The sequence below is a fragment of the Pseudophaeobacter leonis genome, assembly GCF_002087335.1.
GTDB classification, from domain to species: Bacteria; Pseudomonadota; Alphaproteobacteria; order Rhodobacterales; family Rhodobacteraceae; genus Pseudophaeobacter; species Pseudophaeobacter leonis.
In genome coordinates this window covers 91,892-108,757 of sequence record NZ_MWVJ01000102.1, presented here as the reverse complement: position 1 = coordinate 108,757, position 16,866 = coordinate 91,892, and the positions used below count along the sequence as shown (strand labels likewise).

General features: G+C 57.0%; 16 protein-coding genes and 1 pseudogene. 9 read left to right on the top strand and 8 right to left on the bottom strand.

From position 1 onward, the window contains the following. Nucleotides 1–155: 155 nt before the first annotated feature. Nucleotides 156–1,832 carry a formate--tetrahydrofolate ligase gene (locus B4968_RS19270; protein ID WP_083100931.1) on the top strand — a complete coding sequence of 559 codons (1,677 nt, stop codon included), beginning with the start codon at nt 156–158 and terminating at the stop codon, nt 1,830–1,832. Nucleotides 1,833–2,008: 176 nt separating this feature from the next. Continuing rightward, nucleotides 2,009–2,910, top strand: a pseudogene (gene folD / locus B4968_RS19265) (bifunctional methylenetetrahydrofolate dehydrogenase/methenyltetrahydrofolate cyclohydrolase FolD). Nucleotides 2,911–3,044: 134 nt separating this feature from the next. On the opposite strand, the gene B4968_RS19260 reads toward folD, so the two are convergent. From B4968_RS19260 to B4968_RS19240, 4 genes are all read right to left on the bottom strand, one after another. Then, nucleotides 3,045–3,452 (bottom strand): PaaI family thioesterase, encoded by a 408-nt coding sequence (locus B4968_RS19260; RefSeq protein ID WP_139792921.1) that lies wholly within the window; start codon nt 3,450–3,452, stop codon nt 3,045–3,047. A 195-nt stretch (nt 3,453–3,647) separates the two neighbouring features. Further along, nucleotides 3,648–4,955: a DUF8689 domain-containing protein gene (locus tag B4968_RS19255; protein WP_083100930.1), complete on the bottom strand. Its 1,308-nt coding sequence runs from the start codon at nt 4,953–4,955 to the stop codon at nt 3,648–3,650. A gap of 724 nt (nt 4,956–5,679) precedes the next feature. Further along, the gene (locus tag B4968_RS19245) at nt 5,680–7,017 is read right to left on the bottom strand and encodes an ATP-binding protein (RefSeq protein WP_083100928.1); all 1,338 of its coding nucleotides are present in this window, start codon (nt 7,015–7,017) and stop codon (nt 5,680–5,682) included. After that, on the bottom strand, nt 7,014–7,673 hold the full coding sequence (locus B4968_RS19240; RefSeq protein ID WP_083100927.1) for a response regulator: 660 nt from the start codon (nt 7,671–7,673) through the stop codon (nt 7,014–7,016). Before B4968_RS19240 ends, B4968_RS19245 begins: the two co-directional genes overlap by 4 nt. A 145-nt stretch (nt 7,674–7,818) precedes the next feature. Here B4968_RS19240 and B4968_RS19235 point away from each other — a divergent pair, with 145 nt between their 5' ends. The 7 genes from B4968_RS19235 (at nt 7,819) to B4968_RS19210 (ending at nt 13,525) form a co-directional block, all read left to right on the top strand. Next, nucleotides 7,819–8,196 (top strand): PepSY domain-containing protein, encoded by a 378-nt coding sequence (locus tag B4968_RS19235; RefSeq protein ID WP_083100926.1) that lies wholly within the window; start codon nt 7,819–7,821, stop codon nt 8,194–8,196. 570 nt (nt 8,197–8,766) lie between these two features. Next, entirely contained in the window at nt 8,767–9,174 is a 408-nt protein-coding gene (locus tag B4968_RS23680; RefSeq protein WP_162495050.1) for a hypothetical protein, read from the top strand. Continuing rightward, a complete protein-coding gene (locus B4968_RS19230; RefSeq protein WP_083100925.1) occupies nt 9,066–9,338 on the top strand; it encodes an aspartyl/asparaginyl beta-hydroxylase domain-containing protein in 273 nt (90 codons plus the stop codon). The genes B4968_RS23680 and B4968_RS19230 overlap by 109 nt, the downstream gene beginning before the upstream one ends. A 567-nt stretch (nt 9,339–9,905) precedes the next feature. Continuing rightward, complete coding sequence (locus tag B4968_RS23235) at nt 9,906–10,226, top strand: hypothetical protein (protein ID WP_139792920.1); 321 nt, start codon at nt 9,906–9,908, stop codon at nt 10,224–10,226. Between the two features lie 42 nt (nt 10,227–10,268). Then, entirely contained in the window at nt 10,269–11,336 is a 1,068-nt protein-coding gene (locus tag B4968_RS19220; RefSeq protein ID WP_083100923.1) for a P-loop NTPase family protein, read from the top strand. Between the two features lie 20 nt (nt 11,337–11,356). After that, nucleotides 11,357–13,033 carry an ATP-binding cassette domain-containing protein gene (locus B4968_RS19215; RefSeq protein WP_083100922.1) on the top strand — a complete coding sequence of 559 codons (1,677 nt, stop codon included), beginning with the start codon at nt 11,357–11,359 and terminating at the stop codon, nt 13,031–13,033. Nucleotides 13,034–13,054: 21 nt separating this feature from the next. After that, the gene (locus B4968_RS19210; protein ID WP_083100921.1) at nt 13,055–13,525 is read left to right on the top strand and encodes a hypothetical protein; all 471 of its coding nucleotides are present in this window, start codon (nt 13,055–13,057) and stop codon (nt 13,523–13,525) included. A gap of 323 nt (nt 13,526–13,848) precedes the next feature. On the opposite strand, the gene B4968_RS19205 is transcribed toward B4968_RS19210, so the two are convergent. From B4968_RS19205 to B4968_RS19190, 4 genes are read right to left on the bottom strand one after another with little or no spacing between them, the layout of a single operon-like run. After that, nucleotides 13,849–14,355, bottom strand: coding sequence for a prepilin peptidase (locus tag B4968_RS19205; protein WP_083100920.1), 507 nt, complete (start codon nt 14,353–14,355; stop codon nt 13,849–13,851). Between the two features lie 2 nt (nt 14,356–14,357). Then, nucleotides 14,358–15,209, bottom strand: coding sequence for a tetratricopeptide repeat protein (locus tag B4968_RS19200; RefSeq protein ID WP_083100919.1), 852 nt, complete (start codon nt 15,207–15,209; stop codon nt 14,358–14,360). Between the two features lie 35 nt (nt 15,210–15,244). After that, nucleotides 15,245–15,850, bottom strand: coding sequence for a tetratricopeptide repeat protein (locus tag B4968_RS19195; protein WP_083100918.1), 606 nt, complete (start codon nt 15,848–15,850; stop codon nt 15,245–15,247). A gap of 25 nt (nt 15,851–15,875) precedes the next feature. Further along, on the bottom strand, nt 15,876–16,856 hold the full coding sequence (locus tag B4968_RS19190) for a type II secretion system F family protein (RefSeq protein ID WP_083100917.1): 981 nt from the start codon (nt 16,854–16,856) through the stop codon (nt 15,876–15,878). Between the last annotated feature and the right edge of the window lie 10 nt (nt 16,857–16,866).

Sequence of the window (16,866 nt, the reverse complement as noted above, 5' to 3'; positions counted from 1 at the left end):
GGCGACATTTGGTGCGGCAAACTATGTGTCAACGCCGCTTCAACGCCGGATAATGTCGGAAACCACGCGCGCGCCACCTCGCATTCTGGCTAAATCTGCAGCAGAACCGGCGCTTCGACGTCGATCATTGTTTTCTCACATTCAGGAACCAGGTCATGAGCTACAAGAGTGATATCGAGATCGCCCGTGAGGCGCAGAAGCTGCCAATCCAGGAGATTGGTGCCAAGATCGGCATTTCGAGCGCTGACTTGCTGCCCTATGGCCATGACAAAGCCAAGGTCAGCCAGGCATTCATCAACTCGGTACAGGACCGGACGGATGGCAAGCTGGTCCTGGTGACTGCGATCAACCCAACGCCTGCGGGCGAAGGCAAGACCACCACCACCGTGGGTCTGGGCGATGGTCTGAACCGCATTGGCAAAAACGCCATGGTTTGCATTCGCGAAGCCTCGCTGGGGCCGAACTTTGGCATGAAGGGTGGCGCTGCGGGCGGCGGCTATGCACAGGTTGTCCCGATGGAGGACATGAACCTGCACTTCACCGGCGATTTCCACGCAATCACCAGCGCCCACTCGCTTTTGTCTGCGATGATCGACAACCATATCTATTGGGGCAACGAGCTCGAAATTGATACACGTCGTGTGGTATGGCGCCGCGTGGTCGATATGAACGACCGCGCCCTGCGTCAGATCACGGCCTCTCTGGGCGGTGTGTCCAACGGCTTTCCGCGCGAAACCGGGTTTGACATCACCGTGGCCTCTGAGGTCATGGCGATCCTATGCCTGGCCAATGATCTGAAAGACCTGGAACAGCGTCTGGGTGACATCATCGTGGCGTACCGCCGCGACAAAACACCAGTCTATTGCCGCGACATCAAAGCCGCTGGCGCCATGACCGTTCTGCTGAAGGACGCGATGCAGCCAAACCTGGTGCAGACGCTGGAAAACAATGCTGCCTTTGTACATGGCGGCCCCTTTGCCAATATCGCCCACGGCTGTAACTCGGTCATTGCCACCAAAACCGCGCTGAAGGTCTCGGACTATGTTGTGACCGAAGCGGGCTTTGGCGCTGATCTCGGCGCTGAAAAGTTCATGAACATCAAATGCCGCAAGGCGGGCATTGCGCCGTCTGCTGTGGTGCTGGTGGCCACTGTGCGGGCGATGAAGATGAACGGCGGCGTGGCCAAGGCGGATCTGGGCGGCGAGAACGTCGAGGCCGTCAACAATGGCTGTGCCAACCTTGGCCGTCACATTGAAAACATCAAAAGCTTTGGCGTGCCGGTTGTTGTTGCCATCAACCACTTTGTCACTGACACCGATGCCGAAGTAGAGGCTGTCAAAACCTACGCCGCCACCCATGGCGTCGAGGCGGTGCTGTCGCGCCACTGGGAGCTGGGTTCGGAAGGCTCTGCCGATCTGGCCAAAAAGGTTGTTGAAATCGTTGATGCGGATCAGGCCAATTTTGCCCCGATCTACCCCGATGAAATGAGCCTGTTTGACAAGATCGACACCATCGCCAAGCGGATCTACCGCGCCGACGAAGTGCTGGCCGACAGCAAAATCCGCAACCAGCTGAAAGAATGGGAAGAGGCAGGCTATGGCAATCTGCCGGTCTGCATGGCCAAGACCCAGTATTCTTTCTCGACCGACCCCACCCTGCGCGGCGCACCCACCGGACATTCGGTTCCGGTGCGTGAGGTGCGCCTGTCAGCGGGGGCCGGGTTCATTGTCGCGGTCTGCGGTGAAATCATGACCATGCCGGGTCTGCCACGGGTGCCTGCGGCGGAAAACATCCACCTGAATGACGAAGGCCAAATCGAAGGCTTGTTCTAGGCGCAAAAACGCGCAATCTGCGGCCCGGGACCCTCTCGGGCCGTTTGAGTATGTATCCCGGCCTGAGAGCGGGACTGTGGCGCCAGTGGCGCGCCGGGCCCTGCGCGGCCAGACCCTCTGAGGGCTATGAAACCAACAAGCGGGCCGGCTCGGTGCGCGGCACAAGGAAAAATGCAATGGCAGCAGACATCATTGACGGCAAAGCCTTTGCCGCCACGGTACGTGAAAAAGTGGCAGGCCATGTTGCGCGGCTGAAAGAAGAAAACGACATCATCCCCGGCCTCGCTGTGGTGCTGGTGGGCGAAGATCCCGCAAGCCAGGTCTATGTGCGCTCCAAGGGCAAGCTGACCGTCGAGGTGGGCATGAACTCTTACGAGCATAAGATGGAGGCGGACACCTCTGAAGAGGACTGCTGGCTGTCATCACCAGGCTGAACAACGACCCGGCTGTGCATGGTATTTTGGTGCAGCTGCCACTGCCTGGTCATCTGAATGAAGACCTGATCATCAACTCCATCGCACCGGAAAAAGACGTGGAAGGGTTTCATATCTCCAACGTTGGCCTGTTGGGCACCGGACAAAAGAGCATGGTGCCCTGCACGCCGCTGGGCTGTCTGATGATGCTGCGCGACTATCATGGCAGCCTGTCTGGCATGAATGCTGTTGTCATTGGCCGCTCCAACATCGTCGGCAAACCTATGGCGCAGCTGCTGCTGGGCGACAGCTGCACCGTTACCATTGCGCATAGCCGCACCAAAGATCTGCCAGAGGTGGTGCGCCGCGCCGATATCGTGGTCGCCGCCGTGGGCCGTCCCGAAATGGTGCCGGGCGACTGGATCAAGGAAGGCGCCACCGTGATCGACGTGGGCATCAACCGGATCCCGGCCCCTGAAAAGGGCGAAGGCAAAATGAAGCTGGTGGGCGATGTTGATTTCGCCAGCTGCTCGGCGCGCGCCGGTGCCATCACGCCGGTGCCCGGCGGCGTTGGTCCCATGACCATCGCATGCCTGTTGGCCAATACCGTGACCGCCTGCTGCCGCGCCAACGGGCTGGCAGAGCCGGAAGGCCTGACAGCCTGATAGCGGCCTGATGAATGAAGGCCTGAAGACTGGCCTGAAGTCTGGCCAGAGCTCTGGCCTGAGCTCTGGCAGCTCCACCTGTCAAACACGGGCGTCCTATTGGGGCGCCCGTTAGTGTTTGGGCGAGGTTGGTTTTAAGGCGAAACTGGCATCATGGTGCCCTGCAGCACTGCGATCAGCTTTTCCTCAGCGCCTGTCACCGCATGCACCTCGGCGCTGACCACAACAAGGCGGCGTCCGGGTTTGATCCCCCTGCCGGTGGCGCGCAGCAGATCACCAGCTCCGGGGGCCAGCAGGTTGACCTTGATCTCTGCGGTCATCACGTCCTGATCCTCGGGCAGCAGCGTGAGAGCAGAGTAGCCCGCCGCACTATCACCTAGGGCAAAGGTCAGGGCGGCATGGGCAAAGCCCTGTTGTTGGCGGCTGCCCGGCAGGATGGGGGCTTCGATCACGACTTCACCCGCAGAGACGCTGCGGAGGGAGGCGCCGAGAGTTTCCATCATGCTTTGGCGGCCAAAGCTTTTGCGAATACGCTGTGCCAAAGGGAGATGTCCTTGTTGATCGCTGTTGGCTGCGACCCTAACCGCGCGGTTGCGATCTGTACGGGTGACGCTGCGCCAGAGTGCTGGCTGCGGCCCCTCAGCTGTGGCGATGGTCCGTAGGCACCTGCCATGTCGGCGGATGATGGGCAGTCGGGAGCCACACAGTGGCAACATACAGAGCAACATGCAACAGAGCTATTTTACGATCATCTCGTCTTTGACAAACATATTGGCCCAGGCCCGGTCGATAAGCTCCGGACTCATTTGGTAGGCAATGCCCTCAAATTCGCAGATCGCAATCATCTGGTCGATCAGGAAAACCGGCTGATAGTTGGCATAGGTGTTGGCGATGGTCGGGTATTTCACCTTCAGGAGATGGATCAGAGTGCTTTCATCCAGCGGCACGCCCTTTTTGCGCGCCACCATGGCAAAGATCTTGAGGAAGTTCTCCTGATTGGGACCGTCGATCTTGATCTTGAAAAAGATCCGTCGCAGCGCTGCCTGATCAAAGATCTCGTTGGGGTGAAAGTTGGTGGAAAAAATCACCAGGGTGTCAAAGGGCACCTCGAATTTCTCCCCCGATTGCAGGGCGAGGATATCCTTGTTCTCTTCCAGCGGCACAATCCAGCGGTTGACCAGCGTTTGCGGCGGCTCGGCTTGCCGTCCAAGGTCATCAACGATGAAAATGCCGCCAGCCGATTTCAGCTGCAGCGGCGCCTGATAGGTGCGCGCCGTGGAGTTGTAGACCAGATCCAGCATATCCAGCGTCAGCTCACCGCCGGTGATCACCGTGGGGCGTTCGCATTTGACATAGCGGCTGTCAAACCTCTTTGGGCGGCGGATGGCATTGGGATCCTCAGGGACCTCATTGATCAGCGTATGCACGATGGGGTCATAGACGGTGATCACCTGACCGGCATATTCAATGGCGCGCGGCACATAGACGTGATCTCCCAGCGCGTCGCGAATACCGTTCGAGATCGAGGATTTCCCGTTGCCGGGCGGGCCATACATCAGGATCGAGCGCCCGGCACTGACCGCAGGCCCCAGATGGTCGAGCAGGCTGTCGGGCAGCACCAGATGCCCCATGGCGCTGACCAATTGAGCGCGCGTTACCATGATGTTGCGAATGGACTGCCGCTCAATCTGTTCGCGGTAGACATCCAGCGGCACCGGCATGGCACCAAAATATTCTGATTGGCTGAGGGCATCCTGCGCGCGTGCCTTGCCCGCATCCGTCAGCTGATAGCCCATCTCGTTGCCACTGTTGGCATTAAGCGTCCCGGTGGCCTCCAGCAGCTTTTGCTCGCGGGCCATGTCGATCAGCTCTTGTGTCACCGGCACTGGCAGGCAGATTGCCTCGGCGACCTCGCTGACGATATTGACGTTCTTGCGAAAGATCGTTTTCAGCAAGATATCCCGCATCATCACGATCGGAAGCTGCATCTGCTGCAGGCCTTTTGGGGCCGGGGGGGCAGTGACGGGGCTGTTTTGCATATTCATCGCGAGGCCTGCTCTGGTTGTCACGGGTTTGCTCTTGCGCCGCCTCAAGACAAAGGCGAGGGGGCTACGGGCTTTGACACAGTCTATTCATCACTGCGGCAAGACTGAGGCAAAGCCAGAACAATTTGGCGATGGAATGCTGCGGATTTGAAATGGATTGGCGCCGATATACTTCTGTCAACCCTTTCTGGACGTTCATTCCGCCTGCCGCGACAGGACCGCTGCAGATGCGAACTACTAGTGCTGTTTTCCCGAAAGCGGACGCTCAGCGTACCATAGTGGCATCAAATGATGCTGCAGACTGCTTAGATGTCGGCTTTGTGGGGTGGCTTCAACGGGTCGCTGCAACACGTAAGTCCTTTTGAAGAGATGGAGTGCAAGTCATGCGCTATCGGAGGCGGATATTTTCACAGATAAACAAAAGTCGGATATCCTCCTCTTGGAGGAACCACATGAGCAACCGCCTTATCGTTGCGCAAGGCGCATGGGAAGACGTCCCGGATTGGATCGCGACAGGTTGGCGACATTGAAAGTCAGAGCCTCTGTACACCGGCCAAAATACCGCCCAAAGGCAAGGACGGCCCGACCCACAAAATGCCAGGCGGCGCTTGCAAGATGTCCTGTGTTTGGGGCGGCGATCTTGCACCTTGGGGTGTGGGTGGTCGTTTCAGGTTTCGCTGACCGTTTTTTCAAGAAGGCACAAATAAACTGATGAAAGCGACCATCAATCTTTTTCAGCACTCCCCGGTAGTTGAAACACCGCCTCGAATCCCTCCGTCCCGCCCGGTAGCGGCGAGTGCAGCACCAATGTCGCTTGCCCGCCATCCGCAATTGCTTGCACAATGGACAAGCCCAGTCCGCTGCCTTTACCGCTCGTCTGCCCGCGCTCGAAACGCGCGGTTAATCGGGCCAGTATTTCGGGTGAGACTGGAGGGCCATCGTTGATCACGTGCAGGGTACCATTACGGTTCAGGCGCACTTTAATTGCGGTGTCGCTGCCGCCATGACGCAGGGCATTTTCGACTAAGTTTCGGACGACGATGGCGAACGCATCAGGATCAAGGTCCGACAGTACCGGTTTGGCTGGGGTTTCAATTTCAATACGGCCTGGTCCTGCGGCTTGGTTCAATTCAGTGAGCGCCATTCTGAGTATGGGGCGCAGATCTGAGCTGTTGTCGAGCCGCAAGCGTCCGCCTTCGGCGCGCGCCAATTGCATGAGTTTTTCAGACAACCGGGTCAATCGTCTGAGTGACACCTCGATGTCGTCAGCCCTTTGGCCCACATTGGCATCGGATGTCTCGCTCATCAGACGTTGGGTCTGTGCCAGCGCTGCGGCAACGGGAGTGCGCAATTCGTGCGCGGCGTTTGCGGCAAAGCTTCGTTCGGCCTCAAGCGTGCGACCCAGACGGTTCAGCACGTTGTTCACGGCTTTAGCCATGGGCTTGATTTCCTCGGGAAGTTTATCATCGCCAACCGCCGAAAGATCGCTTGCGCCCCGTCTTGCCAAGGCACGGCTAAAGCGCCGTACGGATCGCAGACTGAGCTGGACAATAAATAACACGCCGATCAAGCCAAGCGGAATGACCACAGATAGCGGCAAGATTAACCCAATTGTAACTTCGCGCGCGACATCGGCGCGATGGCTCAGCGGCTCAGCGACTGCAATAGTGATCGACCCTTGCAGCGCGGCATCATAATAGAGCCTGTGGGTCGCAGTTTGGCGGAATCCCATCCCGTCAAACGCCGGAAAAACCGCATCCTCAGCGGCATGCGATCGCAGCAGGACATGACCCTGATCATCGCGCACAATATAGGTGAAGAACTCTTCGTGCTCGTGCAATGTGGAGATGCGCTGACCGACTCCCCCCTCGCGATTGATCGTATCGAGAACCGCCAGAGGCAGGATTCGTTGTGCCGTTTCCTCCAATGTGGAATCGAATACTTCGCCCATCTCGGCCCTGAGCAGCGTGCTCGTAGCCCATGCCGTGACCAGCCATAACAGCGTCAGCGACAGCCCCAGTGCGAGTGCCAGTCGGCCTTGTAGAGAGCTGGGCATTTTCATGCTGCACCCAGCCGGTAGCCTAAACCGCGTACTGTCTCGATCCGTTCATGCCCCAGTTTTTTGCGCAAACGACTAACGTGGACTTCGATCGTGTTGCTCTCGATTTCCGATCCAAAGGAATAGAGACGCTCCTCTAGCTGGGTTTTGGACAATAGCTGCCCGGGCCGTTGTACAAAGGCCTCGAACAGCACCCATTCCCTGGCGGTTAGCGGCACCAACTTGCCAGCGCGGTGCACCGAACGCGCGGCAAGATCCACCTCTAAATCGGCCAAAGTGACCAGCGGGTTGGGATTGCCTGAATACCGCCTGGCAACCGCACCGACCCGGGCTGAAAGCTCGGCCAGATCAAAGGGTTTAACCATATAATCATCAGCCCCAGCGTTCAGTCCGTCGATCCGGTCGCTGATCTGATCGAGCGCAGTCAGGATGATCACGGGCGTTACATCCCCCTGCTTTCTAAGACGGCGCAAAAATGGCTGACCCCGACCATCGGGCAGCATCAGGTCGAGCAGAATTAAATCATGGGCGGCAACCGCCACAAATTCGCTTGCTGCGTCCAGTCGTGTCGCCCAGTCAACGGAGTAGCCATCAGCGGCGATCTGATCACGTACCGCAGCCCCAAGCACTGTGTCATCCTCGATCAACAATACGCGCATATCTGTTTAGCCCCGTTTCATCTGTTGTCCTTCTATCACCGAAAAGGCTGATGTGCACCTTAAGCACAAAGACAATACGCTTCAGGTTGGCGTCAGGTCGGTGGGCGACAAAGCCTGAGAGAATCCAGTTTCAGGAAATGGAACAATGAAGACGTATTTGAACATGGCACCCCTACTTGCAGGCCTTGTCGCGGCTGGCGCAGCACTGGCTGATGGCGATGAGTGCCACGTCCCTATGAGCCAATGGCAACCCCGTAAGGCGGTGCTGGCAATGGTCGCAGACCAAGGCTGGACTGTCCGCCGGATCAGGACGGAGGATGGTTGCTATAAAATCAAAGGTCGCGATGCTGAAGGCCGTGAAATAGAGGTCAAGGTCGACCCTGCCACGCTGGCCATGGTTGATTTTGAATTCGATGATCATGACGACGATCATGGCCGTGGCAATTCCGTCGTCCCGACCGAGGCGCTGGCACCGCCTGCCAATGAGCTATTTGTCCCCAGTAGATCGCCCGTAGTTGAATAATGGTCGGCGTCCGGGATCCGCTGGTGCGTATATTTCATTGGCCGCTGGTACTGGCCTTTGCGATTGTCCGGCTAAGGCTGACGCGTGGGTTTAACCATGCGCCAACCAGTAAAGGCAGTCGCTGACAGGGTTGCAAAGTTCGCCACGATCATCGCCGCCCCTGCAGGATTGCGGCCTGCATATCGCGCCTCGCGGCCCTGGCGAACGGTGCACAGAGTGGTGCACAGATAGAGTGTCACCGCGCCCGGTCTAAACAGGAATTGCGAAAACCTGCCCTATCGGGAACCAATCAGCCCCCAGATCAATCGCAGGCCAATCAGGCCAACGGCGGCAGAGCCAGTCCAGATGTGCCAGCTTCCGCATTCATCAGCGGTTATCAGTCGGACATACCACAGATCGTTGCCCCAAGCGCGGCCGGGTCTTTTACTTTCCGCCAGAACCTTACAGCAGGCTGAAGCAAGTTTTTGCTTCCCGTCAGGAAGGCTTCAGACAGCGAGGACATATAGAGTTCGAAGCGACCCACACTGGGGCTTCCACCGATGAAAACGCAACTTGGAAAGAGAACGTGAGATGAAATATTTCAAGCTTATCGAGCCCAACATCGATCCTGCTCCCTACTTGCAAGAGATCTCTGGTGTGGAGGACGCCTGGTCTGACTCGACTGGTCGGCAAGACAAGATCAAGGTTCAGCGCGAAGCGCTCGCGATACCGCTGCGTGGATTGCGTAAATCCGCGATTGGTGATCGCAAGCGCCGCGATGTGCATGAAAGCCGCTGGACCTCAGGGTCGTTGAAATACCCGACTGGCCGCAAGTTTCTTGAAGCGTTTGCGGCCAGTCAAAACTCCATTCTGGGACGCGCCAAGATTGTTTGTTTGCCACAGGGAACCGGGTCTACCCCCATATTGATAATGGCGAATATTACCGCGTCCGTGACCGGTATCATTTTGTCCTGCGTTCGACCTCGGGTTCCTGGATGAAAACCGGCGATGAGGAAGTGCGCATGAAAGAAGGCGAACTTTGGTGGTTCGACAACAATGTGATGCACGAGGCCAGCAATGATGGCGACGAAGACCGCATTCATATGATTTTCGACATGCTCCCCGAAGCATTGGCGGATCAGGTCTTTTCGCACGCGAGTTAGTCATCGGATTGGGGAGAGACGAAAATGTACATGAACAACCCTGACCTGTTTGACGCAGCGGCTGGCTCTCTTAAAGACCCGGAAGTTTCCACGGTTTTTTTGCCAGCACCCAGCGTATGCGGCTTGCCGTGCTGGGTTGCCCTCCCCGAGGCGAGCGGTGCCTATGGCCCGCCTGTTGTGGCGGTCCATGGGATAAAACGGGGCGCAGAGGTACAGGCAGAAAAACTTGCCGCCCACGCGCGAAAAACAGGAAGACCCGTTATCGCCCCGCTATTTTCTTAGCCAACATGGCCGAACTATCAGCAGGTTGTCAGAAAGGGGCGTGCAGATCTGGCGCTGTTCGGGTTGATGAAAGAACTGCGTGCCAGGGGCATATGGCAAACAGATGCATTCGACCTGGCTGGGTTTTCCGGTGGCGCGCAGTTCGCGCACCGCTTTGCGATGCTCTATCCCGAGACTTTCGGACGCTAACCGTATCCTCTGCGGGCTGGTTCCCTTTTCCCGACAGTAGACCCTTTCCTTATGGTGTCGGACCTCGCCTGGGGCCGTCACAACTGGGGCCCCGTTATGGAAGACAGACTGGCAGCATTCCTCAAATTGCCAATTCTTGTGACGGTTGGAGAAAGGGACTGCAAAAAAGACCGCAATACCCGTTCCGGACCAGCAATTGATGCACAACAAGGTCTTCATCGATTGGAACGAGCGAAAAGTTGGGTGGAGGCCCTGCATGTCGCTGCGGCTTTGCGTGGCCTTCCAGCCCCCGATGTAACCCTGAAAATCCTGCCGCGCTGTGGGCACGGCTTTGTTGAGTGCGTCGATAGGGGAGGCCTGGCGGATCTCGTATTTGCCAGCGACCCCAGACCGGGCCGCGTACCAAATGTTGCCTAACACTGGCTCCAAATCCAATTCGAGCAGAAAAGGAAGAACAGAATGTCAAATGGACAAACCGAAACCAATCTGATCTCAAACGCAAAATGGGCGTTTACGACCCGCCGCGTCGACCGGCAGGATTGCACCCGCCTTACAACTGATTTTGCCGCTGCAAACCCTGGCGACCTTGTCTTGTGCGAGGTTCAAAGGATCGGCTCTCATAAACGTGTCCAACTGAACGTGGGCCGGTACTCTCAGCTGTATCCCGGCGACACTGTTGTGCTGGCGTGTGGTGCACGCTACGCGCCGGACCAGTATGAAGGGATTGCAGTTATTGATGAAAGCGGCAGTGATATGCTGGCTGGCGGTGGCGTCATCGGGACGATGCGGAAATCCAATCATCGAATGTCCGGGCCCACAAAAGTAAAGCCGCTGGGTGTCATTTCGCGCAGCAACGGCGCGCCGGTCAACATCGCCGACTATGCAATGGCAAATATGGTTCTGCCGATCAACCTCACGATAGTTGGTGCCGTCGGCTCGTCCATGAATGGTGGCAAGACAACAGCTGTCGCAAGTTTCGCCCATGGCCTGTCAAAAGCGGGTCACAAAGTTTCGGCCATCAAGGTGACGGGTACCGGGTCTTTCGGAGACTACAATGCTTACCTGGACACTGCGTCGCATTTTGTAGCCGATTTCGTTGAAGCCGGAATGGTATCAACCTATCAGTTGCCTGTTTCCCAGATCATTTCTGGAATGAACAGCCTTCTTGGTCACGCGTCAGCGGCCGGATGCGACGTTGCTGTTATTGAGTTTGCCGATGGCATTTTCCAGGCCGAGACGGCCGCACTTTTGAAATCACCGGAAGTGCGCCAAATTCTCGACGGGGTCATATTCGCGGCCCCCTGTGCGGCCTCGGTGGTTGGTGGATGCGAGGCGCTGCGGTCCATGGGAATTGAGCCTTCGATTGTGACCGGCAAGGTAAGCGCTTCCCCCATGGCCGTCGAAGAAGCAGAGAAAGCTGCGGCCGTCTCAATCGCCACCAAAGAGGAACTGCTCTCTGCGGAATCAGCAAGAGGGCTGCTGGAATTTATCCGTAATTCAAACAGGGATCAGGTCCTTACAGCCTGATCCTGGTTCGGAGGTGCGTCATGAGTAAACTACCGAAGCTCACAGGAAATGGCCGCGCAAGAAAGCTGCTTGGAGTTGTTGCAATTGCCTTAGGGCAAGCATTTGCAGCAGGTGTTGCGGCCTTTGCTACACGCAATGTGTTTGTCCATTTGCGCCTGAATGACTCTCCGGTTCCGGTGCAGCCACTGCTGTTTATCGCTGCGGCGGGCCTGGCCATTGCCGCCTTGCGATATCTGGAGCGCGTGCTGGGTGAGAGGATAGGGCAAGACTACGCATCCGATCTCAGGTTGCGGCTATTTCGGCATTTGTCACGTCTTCCCAACCACGTGTTGGAAAAGCGTCGGCGTGGCTTTGTCACTTTGCGTTTCGTTGGCGATCTCAGTGCCATTCGCAACTGGATCAGCGCTGGAATTGCGCGACTGATTTCATCCAGCATTGTCCTGCCAACTGCGACGCTTGTTGTGTTCCTCATCAACCCGTTGCTGGGCATGGCCGCCGGTATTCCGATTGCGGCAGGCATCCTTGTCATGCTTTTAGTGGCCCCCCGGCTAAACAAGGTTCACGGGCGACTTCGGTCAAGACGGGGCACTCTTGCCGCCGATATGAGCGAGAGGGCCCCCTACGCGGCAGAATTGCGCCTGATGGGGCGTATGCGGATCGAACAAAACGCGTTGCTGCGGAAGACTCATGATCTGATCACGGCGTCTGTCGACCGAGTGAAAGCAAAGTCATTCCTGCGTGCCGTTCCGGATGCAGTTTCTGCCTTGGCTGCGGCTTCTGTCTTCTATGCGGCATTTAAGGCAAACATACGTGCTGCCGAAGTTGCCGGAGCCCTTGCTGCGGTCGGCCTGATGATCCAGCCAATGCGCGATTTGGCAGGCGTCTGGGATCGTTACAAGGCTTGGGTGGCGGCGCGCGATAAATGCCTGAACTTGCTGCGGCAATCTACTTTGGACGCCCCAGCCGCGCCAGAGGTCAAGTTTGTTTGTGAGCCCAAACCCTTGCGATTTTCCAATGCGTCCTTTGGGATCCTGGACAAGATCGATATTGAAGCCCCCAAGGGCAAAAAGATCGCAATTTTAGGGCCAAATGGCAGCGGTAAATCCACCTTGCTGAAACTCGCGGCGGGATTGGAGGCCCCTGATAGCGGCCAGGTTCTTCTGGGCGACAGATCGCCAATCAGTCTTGGATCGGGCGACCGCAAACGCATGATCGACTACATCAGCCTGCGAACCCCCATTCTGTCGGGTAGCTTCAGACGTGCACTGACGATGGGGATTGCTCAAATACCCAAGGACGCTGAGATAGAGGCGATGGCAGAAACCTATGGGCTGGGTCATGTTCTCAAGAGGATTGGAGGTTTGGACGGCAAGATTTCTGAATGGGGAACGAACCTTTCGTCTGGGGAAATTCGCCGGGTCATGCTGACAAGAGCGGCCTTATCCGGAGCTCATTTGATCTTGCTGGATGAACCTGACGATGCCCTCGATTCCGAAGGCCCGCAGCTTTTGCTGAAGTTGTTGGGAGATTCCGAAGCGACAACACTCCTTATCACTCATAATCAGGCCGTCGCCCGGAAGATGGACCAGATCTGGTTCTTAGTTGATGGAAAACTAGTCGACTGTGGCACACCGAGCGAGCTCTTTGACCGACCTGGCCCTGTTGCAAATTTTTTCACCCCCAGGTCGGCCGCGTAGACACGCAAATGAACACAGGCTTTGGGCTCTCTGAGGCTGGCGCTAAAAAATATCGCCAAACCATATGAAATGAAATTCAAAAAAGGAAAAATCCAAATGAAAATAGTTGTTGCCTCTTGCATTGCCGCTATCAGTCTCACCGCATGCGCAACCACGTCTCAATCCCTTGTTGCTAGGAATTTTACAAAGCTTACAGGGAGTGAGATCCGCACTATCCTGCCCGGAAATTCCCTGAAGGGTACAGACAAAACCGGACAGTATACAATCTACTACACGTCCCACAGTACAATGAAGATTATCCGAAATGGCCGCAATGACACGGGTCGCTGGCGCATTGACGGTGATATGTACTGTCGGCAATGGACCAAGCTGGGCAAAGGCAAGGAGCGCTGCGTGACAATGTTTCGGCGGGGTGATGCGATTCAATGGGTGCGAAATGATGAAATCACAGACGAAACTGTCTTGTTGAGTGGGAACCCCGCTGGTTTGTGACTCTCGGTCTCTTCGATAGCTTTTGGGGTCTGCAGATTAGAGGCCTTTTGCGACTTAAGCTGCTCCCCTGACAAGCCCAGCGTCTAGGAGTAGTCTGCTCTTTCCCTGAGAAGAGACGCCGTTTCAGCGAAGAACAGATTGCTGGGTTACCGAAGGAAGGCACCATTTCTTTCGCAACCACAGCGAACGGCGGCTTTGTCGGACTGCACAGCAGCAAGCCTTGGCAATCAGGACTGGATAAGGGGGAGGTACAGGACTTTGCAAAATCCGCAATCTGCGCAGAGGTGGGCTTGAGACTTGCGCTTCGGATCTGTTTTTGGGCGCTAGCGCCCGAAACAGGCGACCAGGATCAGGTAGATCGCCAGGGTGCCGCCTAGACTAAATCCCATAGGGAACTTGTTGCCAACGCTCCAGCTTTGCCAGTCTGGCGCCAGTTTGCGCAGGGGCGTGTATTTGACCAGACGATGGGTGGCAAAGGCGGCCAGCAGGTTGGCGGTGTAGATGATCACCAGGGCGGGCAAATCGGCAAGCACCACCAATGGCGCGGCGGCACCGATAAATTTGGCATCGCCTGCGCCCATTACACCCGCAGTAAAGAACAAAAAGCCAAAGGCGACGCCAATGGGCAGATGCAGCAGGTGCCAGCCATAGTCGGCCCAGGTCGGCATAATAAACAGCCCAAGGATCACATAGACCGCGCCCAGACTGTCATTGATCCAGTTGGGGATCCGCATGCTGCTGAGATCGGTGTAGGCGGCCGCAAAACACAGCGGCAGCACAAAGGGCAAAAACCAGCGGGCAACCTCAGCCGATCCGGCAAGGATCACCATGTTCAGCCGTTCTCCAAAGCGTTCAGAGCCTTGGCTGCGGCCTCAAAATACTGCGGGTGGGTGGCCACGGCCTGACGCAACAGGCCTTCGCCGGTTTTGACGACGCCCTGTTTCACCGCCGAAAGCGCCAGAGTGTGCAACAATTCGGCCTGCTCAACCTGGGTCATAGTCACCACCGGCAGGGTGTAGTTGTGCTGCGCGCCCCGGGCCAGAACCAGATTGTTCTTGGCGGTGAACAGGCTCTGGTCCTGATGGATCGCTTCACTGAACAGCCGCTCGGCACCGCTATAGTCGCCACGGGTGAGTTTGGAATAGCCCCAGTTGTTCATGATCTTGGCTGGTCTGGTGGTCAGCCCGACGGCGATCTCATAAAAGCTGTCGGCGCGTTTCCAGTCCTTGTTGGCATCCGCAACCATCGCCTCCAGCCGGTAGCGCTGGTAGGATTCATGGGTGGGAGGAATGGTGTTCAGCGTGGCCTTGGCGCCTTTCCAGTCGCCAGTCCGGATTTGCGAGTCCGCCAGGCCAAGACGGTCCTGATTGGTGGCCTCAGCCAGCGAGACGGTCTTTTTCCAGGCCACAACCGCTTCGGTGTTGCGCTTGGCGCGGATCAAAGACGTCGCCAACCCGCGCTGCAGGTCGATCCGGTCCGGCTCGCTTTTGGCCGTGTCGCGGAAATAGTTCACCGCCTGGTTGGGATCGGCCACCGTCAGCATGACTTCGTTGAGATTGCTCTCATCAATGACATTCACGTCCTGAAAGGCGCGTTCAACGGTCTCTTCGCCGCTGTCTTTGTCGCAGGCTGACAGCGCAAGGGCGCCTGCCAGACATGCAGATATTAGAAATGCTTGGCGCATATTTCTGCGTCCTTTTACTGCTCAGCCTCCGAAGGTCAGGGGGATTTGCGAATCGCGTAGTTGCCCCCGCCCTGCTGCACCAACTTGTATGTGTTGTTTTCTGTGCCTTGCGGATCACTATGGCCGGAATTTTCGAATTTTTCGAGAGCCAGCCGCAAATTATCCCGGATTGCGTCACTTTCGCCATTGTTGAGAGCATAGGCCTGTTTCAGGATCTGGACCGCCTCTGCTGTCTTGCCCCGTTCCATCAGCACGACACCAAGATTGTTGTAGGGTTCGGCCCAATCCGGAGATTCGCTGATAGAGCGCCGCAGCAGGTCTTCGGCCTGTCCCAGCCGTCCAAGGCCAAGGTTGGCCGAGCCCAGACTGGACAGGATTTCCGCCGTCAATCCGTGTTCCAGCGCCGCCCGGGTAAAGGCATCCAGCGCCAGTTCGTATTCCGCAGCCTGCATCAGGCGGTGACCAACCACCAAGGGGTCTTCACTGTCCTGGCTGGTATCCACGCCGGGGGCCCAGGAGCCGGGTGTTTTTTGTGAAATCCCCGCCGGAGAACAGGCTGCCGCCGACACTGCAAAGGCAAGGGCGGCGGCGCGGGGGCCATATCGGTGAACGGTTAAGATCCGTTCGGATTTATGCGTCATCAGTTGCCCGTATCAGTTGCCCGTATCAGTTGCCTGCATTGCCCATGTTCATGATGTTCTTGATCGACGGGCCAACCAGAATGAGCAGCAGCGGCGGCACCGTTAGCATCATTGTGGCAAGGGTCATCTTCACTGGCAACTTATTTGCGGCCTCTTCGGCGCGCATCACCCGTTTGTCCCGCATTTCTGCGGCATAGACCCGCAGGGCTTCGGCAATCGAGGTACCAAAGGCGGCGGACTGGATCATCACGGTGACAAAGGATGAGATATCCTGAACCCCACAGCGGGTGCCCATATCGCGCAGCACCTTTTCCTTATCCTTACCGGCTTTCATCTCCTGGGCGACGATCTCGAATTCAAAGGCAAGTTGCGGATAAGAGGCCTGCAGTTCGGAGGCGACGCGTACAATGGACTGATCCAGCGATTGGCCTGCTTCGACGCAGACCAGCATCATGTCCAGTGAGTCTGGAAAACCGGCCTCGATCTGCTCTTTGCGTTCCGCAATACGGCGGGTGACCCAGTATTTGGGCAGCATATAGCCAGCCGCGCCGGGGCCGATGATCCGGATCACCATAGCCTGGGTGTCGAATTTGAAATCAGCGTTCATCACATAGACATAGAACAGCCCGGCTGCGAGGCCGATCAGACCAAGGGCCATCTGGGCAAAGTGAAAAAACCGCACCGCATCCTTTGAGCTGTAGCCCGCCTGACGCAGCTTGAGCTCCATCGCCGAAAGCTCTTCTGCGTTTTGGGGTTCCAGGAAGCTGGCGAATTTTTGCAGCTGCTCATTGCGGTTGTTCTGACGCAGGCGTTCCTTTTGCGGCTTACCCCGGGTTTCGGGCTCCATGCTGCGCTGCAGTTTCTTCAGCGGGTCTTCTGGCTGGTTCAGCAGCAACAAAACCGCGAGCAGAACCATCACAAGCCCCAGAAGGCCAATGGCGAGCAGGGGGCCAAAGGCACCAAACTGATCTGTCAGAAACCCTTCGGCGGTGGCAAGGATGTTCATGGTTTTCTCC

Bases quoted from the DNA above. Each gene is read 5' to 3' on its own strand.
- B4968_RS19255 (WP_083100930.1), bottom strand. From the start codon at position 4,955: ATGAATATGCAAAACAGCCCCGTCACTGCCCCCCCGGCCCCAAAAGGC.
- B4968_RS23235 (WP_139792920.1), top strand. From the start codon at position 9,906: ATGGAAGACAGACTGGCAGCATTCCTCAAATTGCCAATTCTTGTGACG.
- B4968_RS23680 (WP_162495050.1), top strand. From the start codon at position 8,767: ATGAAATATTTCAAGCTTATCGAGCCCAACATCGATCCTGCTCCCTAC.
- B4968_RS19220 (WP_083100923.1), top strand. From the start codon at position 10,269: ATGTCAAATGGACAAACCGAAACCAATCTGATCTCAAACGCAAAATGG.
- B4968_RS19195 (WP_083100918.1), bottom strand. From the start codon at position 15,850: ATGACGCATAAATCCGAACGGATCTTAACCGTTCACCGATATGGCCCC.
- B4968_RS19215 (WP_083100922.1), top strand. From the start codon at position 11,357: ATGAGTAAACTACCGAAGCTCACAGGAAATGGCCGCGCAAGAAAGCTG.
- B4968_RS19245 (WP_083100928.1), bottom strand. From the start codon at position 7,017: ATGAAAATGCCCAGCTCTCTACAAGGCCGACTGGCACTCGCACTGGGG.
- B4968_RS19235 (WP_083100926.1), top strand. From the start codon at position 7,819: ATGAAGACGTATTTGAACATGGCACCCCTACTTGCAGGCCTTGTCGCG.
- B4968_RS19200 (WP_083100919.1), bottom strand. From the start codon at position 15,209: ATGCGCCAAGCATTTCTAATATCTGCATGTCTGGCAGGCGCCCTTGCG.
- B4968_RS19240 (WP_083100927.1), bottom strand. From the start codon at position 7,673: ATGCGCGTATTGTTGATCGAGGATGACACAGTGCTTGGGGCTGCGGTA.
- B4968_RS19205 (WP_083100920.1), bottom strand. From the start codon at position 14,355: ATGGTGATCCTTGCCGGATCGGCTGAGGTTGCCCGCTGGTTTTTGCCC.
- B4968_RS19190 (WP_083100917.1), bottom strand. From the start codon at position 16,856: ATGAACATCCTTGCCACCGCCGAAGGGTTTCTGACAGATCAGTTTGGT.
- B4968_RS19270 (WP_083100931.1), top strand. From the start codon at position 156: ATGAGCTACAAGAGTGATATCGAGATCGCCCGTGAGGCGCAGAAGCTG.